This is a genomic window from Methylobacterium sp. WL19, from assembly GCF_008040005.1.
In the GTDB taxonomy this organism is placed as follows: domain Bacteria; phylum Pseudomonadota; class Alphaproteobacteria; order Rhizobiales; family Beijerinckiaceae; genus Methylobacterium; species Methylobacterium bullatum.
In genome coordinates this window covers 1-4,311 of record NZ_VRVC01000218.1, presented here as the reverse complement: position 1 = coordinate 4,311, position 4,311 = coordinate 1, and the positions used below count along the sequence as shown (strand labels likewise).

Here is a 4,311-nt window from a genome sequence, read left to right as displayed (position 1 = left end):
TCCTGGCCGCGACCTCGGACGGGCGCGATCCCGGCGCGCGCCAGGCCCTGTCCGGCTTTGCCCGGTCCCGGTCGCTGGATGCCCGCCTGCGCACGGCGGCGGTGGACACCCTCAACCGCAGCCTGCTCAGTTCTTTGATCCCCATCGACGCCCTGCGCGGCCTCGGACTCCTGGCGATGACGACGATCGGACCGTTGCGCCGCATCGTCATGCGCGAGGGGGTTCTGCCGCGCCTCGGCGCACCCTCGCTGATGCGGTGACGGTCAGCGCCGGGCGAGACTCGTCGGCGATTCCGCCGACCCGACACGTTCGCCCGTCGATCCGGTGGGGATCGAGGTGGCGGGGGTTCCGCGGCTGAAGGCGGTGCCGTCGCGCCCGAGGCTCTCGCCATGGGCGAACAGGGCCTTCATGTAATCCTGGTCGAAGGGTGCCGAGCTGGTGCGCGTGAACCGGTTGTCGATCTCGGCCACCTCGAGATCGAGGCCGTTGCGTTCGGCGAAACGCTCCGTGAGGGCGAGCGCCGCGCGGGTCTGCGCCTTGATCGCGGCGGACATCGCGCGGCCGAGCACGCTCAGGGTCGTGCGTGTGGCCATCTGGAAGTCCGGTGTCACCGTGTTGTTGACCACGAGGTAGACCGTTCTCGTGGGAAGCCTCACCTTGGCCTTGCCGAGGATCGCGGCTTCCGGCGCCAGGTAGAACGGCGCCGTGGTGCCGCCATCCGCATGCATTTCCTGGAAGCGCTTCCCGTCCGTACCGACCACGTCGATCATCACCGGCGGGAACACGCCCGGCACCGCCGAGGAGGCGAGGATGATCGAGCGGAACAGGTCGAGTGCCTTCGGGCTGCCCTCGGAGGCGATGGCGCCCATGTCCCACAGGACCGGGCGCTCGCTGTCCACGGCGGTGGTCGCCACCAGCAGGCGCCGTCCCTTGGCGTGCTCGGCGGCGATGTCGGCGAGAAGCTTGCCCGTCACCATCCGGTCGATCCGGCGCTTGAGCGGCCAGGTATCGGTGAGGGCCTCATTGGTGCCGCCGAACTCGAACACGTCGGCGGCGGAGATCTCGGTATAGGCCCGCGCCAGCGTCGCATCGGCGCTGGAGCCGAGGAAGGCGAAGGGCGCGATCATCGCCCCCGTGCTCACCCCGGTGATGATTCCGAAATCGGGCCGGTCGCCGGCCTTCGACCAGCCGTTGAGGAGGCCGGCGGCGAAGGCCCCGTTCTCGCCGCCACCCGACAGGACAAGCCACGGATCGGCCGCCGCGCTCGCCCCGTCGATGAGGCTCTGGAATGCCTTGGTGTCGTCGGCCGCGATCCGTAGCTGGCCCTTCAGGCCGTCGGGCCGGGCCTCGGCGGCGTCACCGGCCGTGAACGGCACGCGCTCGGATGCTCTGGCGGGCGATGCCTTGGAGGAGTCCCTGGGAGAAGCGGTTCTCGCCGGAGCGCCCGCATGGGCCGGAGCGGCTTCGCCCGGCGCGGCGACGCTCAGCATCGCGACGAGGCCGGCAGCGTAGAGGAGACCGTGTCGGGTCGATGATCCGGACATGAGAGAGTGTCCTTGATGAGTCTCGAAACGCCCGCCTCTGTTGCGAGAACCCGGCCTGTACCCGCCGGTTCCTACCCGCTGCACGGGCCCCTGCGTCGAACATGCGCCAGCGCACGTCGTTGGGAAAGTGGTCTTCGCCTCGAACCCGCCTTTACGTGGGGGGTAACCTTGACTAACCGCTTCGAGGCTAGAGCCTCACCCCGAAAAGTCCGACCCGAGTTTTCGGCAAAGATGATGCGCCCTGAACATCCTATGGCATCGTCCTGAATACGATATCCAGAGCGATGACCCAGTCCGACGATCGATCGACACACGGAGCCCGAGACCCCATGAAATTGCCGCGCCGCTTCTTCCAGCCCCTCGCCACTGGCGCCCCGGCCCCGTTCCGTGACCTGCCGGTGAAGCTCGAGCGGATGATCCACTTCGTGCCGCCTCACAACGACAAGGTCCGCGCCCGCGTGCCGGACCTCGCCGCCACCGTGGACGTGGTGCTCGGCAACCTCGAGGACGCCGTGCCGGTCGACCAGAAGGAGGCGGCTCGCAAGGGCTTCGTCGCCATGGCGCAGGCGACCGATTTCGCCGCGTCCGGCACAGGCCTGTGGACCCGTATCAACGCCCTCAACAGCCCCTGGATTCTCGACGACCTGTTCGAGATCGTGTCCCAGGTCGGGGACAAGCTCGACGTGGTGATGGTGCCCAAAGTCGAGGGTCCGTGGGACATCCACTACATCGACCAGCTCTTGGCCCAGCTCGAAGCGAAGCACGGCGTCGCTAAGCCGATCCTCGTCCACGCCATCCTGGAGACGGCCGAGGGCGTCGCCAACGTGGACGCCATCGCCTCCGCCTCCCCGCGCATGCACGGTATGAGCCTCGGCCCCGCCGATCTCGCCGCCTCGCGCGGCATGAAGACCACCCGCGTCGGCGGCGGCCACCCGGATTACCGCGTCATCGCCGACCCGACGAGTGACGGCGCCGCCCGGGCCAGCGCCCAGCAGGACCTCTGGCACTACACCATCGCCAAGATGGTCGATGCCTGCATGGCTAACGGCCTCAAGGCCTTCTACGGCCCGTTCGGCGACTTCTCGGACGGGGATGCCTGCGAGGCCCAGTTCCGCAACGCCTTCCTCATGGGCTGCGCCGGCGCCTGGACCCTGCACCCGAACCAGGTCGCCATCGCCAAGCGCGTCTTCGCCCCCGATCCGGCGGAGGTCGCCTTCGCGGTGCGGATCGTCGAGGCGATGCCGGACGGCACCGGTGCGGTGATGCTCGACGGCAAGATGCAGGACGACGCCACCTGGAAGCAGGCCAAGGTCATCGTCGACCTCGCCCGGCTGGTGGCCGAGAAGGACCCGGAGCTCGCCAAGACCTACGGCCTGAAGTGACCTCTGGCCCGAACTGAGATGGTCTTCCCTCTCCCCGCACGCGGGGAGAGGGCTTCATGCCCCCTTGTCGGGGCATGAAGCGAGGCGGCAGCCGACGGTGAGGGGGCGGCTCAGGCACAGCCTCGTTCGTTCTACCCCCCCTCACCGCCGCTTCCCGCAGCCACGGATCCCGAAGCGATCGGCCGGATGCCGTCCGGGATCTGCAGACCGGGACGGCCCCTTGCGATGCGGCGTGGCAACGCCGCCGATGACAACCTGTCCGACGCATCCTATTTTGGCGTCATGACCGATCTCTCTCCCACCGGAACCCAGACGCGCACCGCCAAGTTCGGCCTCGGCGCCGTGGTGCGCCACCGGATCTACCCGTTTCGCGGCGTCGTCTTCGACGTGGACCCGATCTTCGACAACACCGAGGAATGGTGGCTGGCGATCCCCGAGGAGGTCCGGCCGCGCAAGGACCAGCCGTTCTACCACCTCCTCGCCGAGAACGCGGAGAGCGAGTACGTGGCCTACGTCTCCGAACAGAACCTCGTTCCCGATACATCCGGCGAGGCCCTGCGCCATGCCGGGATTCCGGAGGTGTTCGAGCGGGATTCGGACGGCGCCTACCGTCTCCGGAGCGCGCACGCGAACTGAGTGCGGGACGGTTCCCCACGGCATGGGGCGCCGTCGTCGAATGTGCGCATGAAAAAGGCCGGGCGACGAGCCCGGCCTTTTTCATGTTCGGATCGAGGCCAGGAGCCGGTCTCAGGGCTTCGGAGCGGCACTTCCGGCAGCGGTACCGGCGGCGTTCTGCTTCTCCAGGTTCTTGCGCATGTCTTCGCTGCGCTTCTCGAGCTCGGCCTGGAGCTTCTTCTGCTGCTCTTCCAGCACCTTCGGGTCCACGGCCGGGCCGTCGAAGGCCTTGCCGAAGCCAGCCAGCGGCACGGCGAAGGTCACCTCGCGCTGGGCCTGGTTCTGGACGCTGATGTTGAGGGTGGTGCCCTTCTTCAGCGCATTCACGAGGTCGTTACCGACATTGCCGGCTTCGGCGAAGCAGCCGTTGGGGAAGCACACGGCGAACTTGCCCGGGGTCGCCTGCTGGCCATCGACGGTGAAGCGGATGCCGGGGCCGAGGAGCAGGCCGAGCGGCAGCAGGTAGCGCACCACGCGCACGCTCTGCTGGGCGTTCTTCATGTCGTAGACCGCCACGGCGAGGACGGGCTGGCCCTGGTCGGAGACGAAGTCGCGGGTGGTGTAGCAGACGTCGGTGCTGGTGTTCTGGTCCTTGCCGCACACCTTGGTCCAGTCGGCCTGAGACGGCTCGGACTTCACGGTGACGATCTGTGGGCCGGCCGGCTGCTGGGCGGCCGGGGTCTGGGTGGCCGGAGCCGCCGGTGCCGGGG

Annotated in this window: 4 protein-coding genes and 1 pseudogene; 3 read left to right on the top strand and 2 right to left on the bottom strand. The window is 68.5% G+C overall.

Annotated elements, in window-relative coordinates:
- A pseudogene (locus FV220_RS24210) lies at positions 1 to 260 on the top strand (ubiquinone biosynthesis protein UbiH); the annotation flags it as partial.
- 3 nt (positions 261 to 263) lie between these two features.
- On the opposite strand, the gene FV220_RS24205 reads toward FV220_RS24210, so the two are convergent.
- The gene (locus FV220_RS24205) at positions 264 to 1,544 is read right to left on the bottom strand and encodes a patatin-like phospholipase family protein (protein ID WP_147833496.1); all 1,281 of its coding nucleotides are present in this window, start codon (positions 1,542 to 1,544) and stop codon (positions 264 to 266) included.
- A gap of 329 nt (positions 1,545 to 1,873) precedes the next feature.
- Here FV220_RS24205 and FV220_RS24200 point away from each other — a divergent pair, with 329 nt between their 5' ends.
- Positions 1,874 to 2,926, top strand: a complete 1,053-nt coding sequence (locus FV220_RS24200; protein WP_147833495.1) for a CoA ester lyase — start codon at positions 1,874 to 1,876, stop codon at positions 2,924 to 2,926.
- A 282-nt stretch (positions 2,927 to 3,208) separates the two neighbouring features.
- The gene (gene hspQ, locus FV220_RS24195) at positions 3,209 to 3,562 is read left to right on the top strand and encodes a heat shock protein HspQ (protein ID WP_026175917.1); all 354 of its coding nucleotides are present in this window, start codon (positions 3,209 to 3,211) and stop codon (positions 3,560 to 3,562) included.
- A gap of 111 nt (positions 3,563 to 3,673) precedes the next feature.
- Here hspQ and FV220_RS24190 read toward each other — a convergent pair.
- Positions 3,674 to 4,311 (bottom strand): invasion associated locus B family protein (locus FV220_RS24190; RefSeq protein WP_147833494.1); only part of this gene is annotated, 638 nt, incomplete at its 5' end.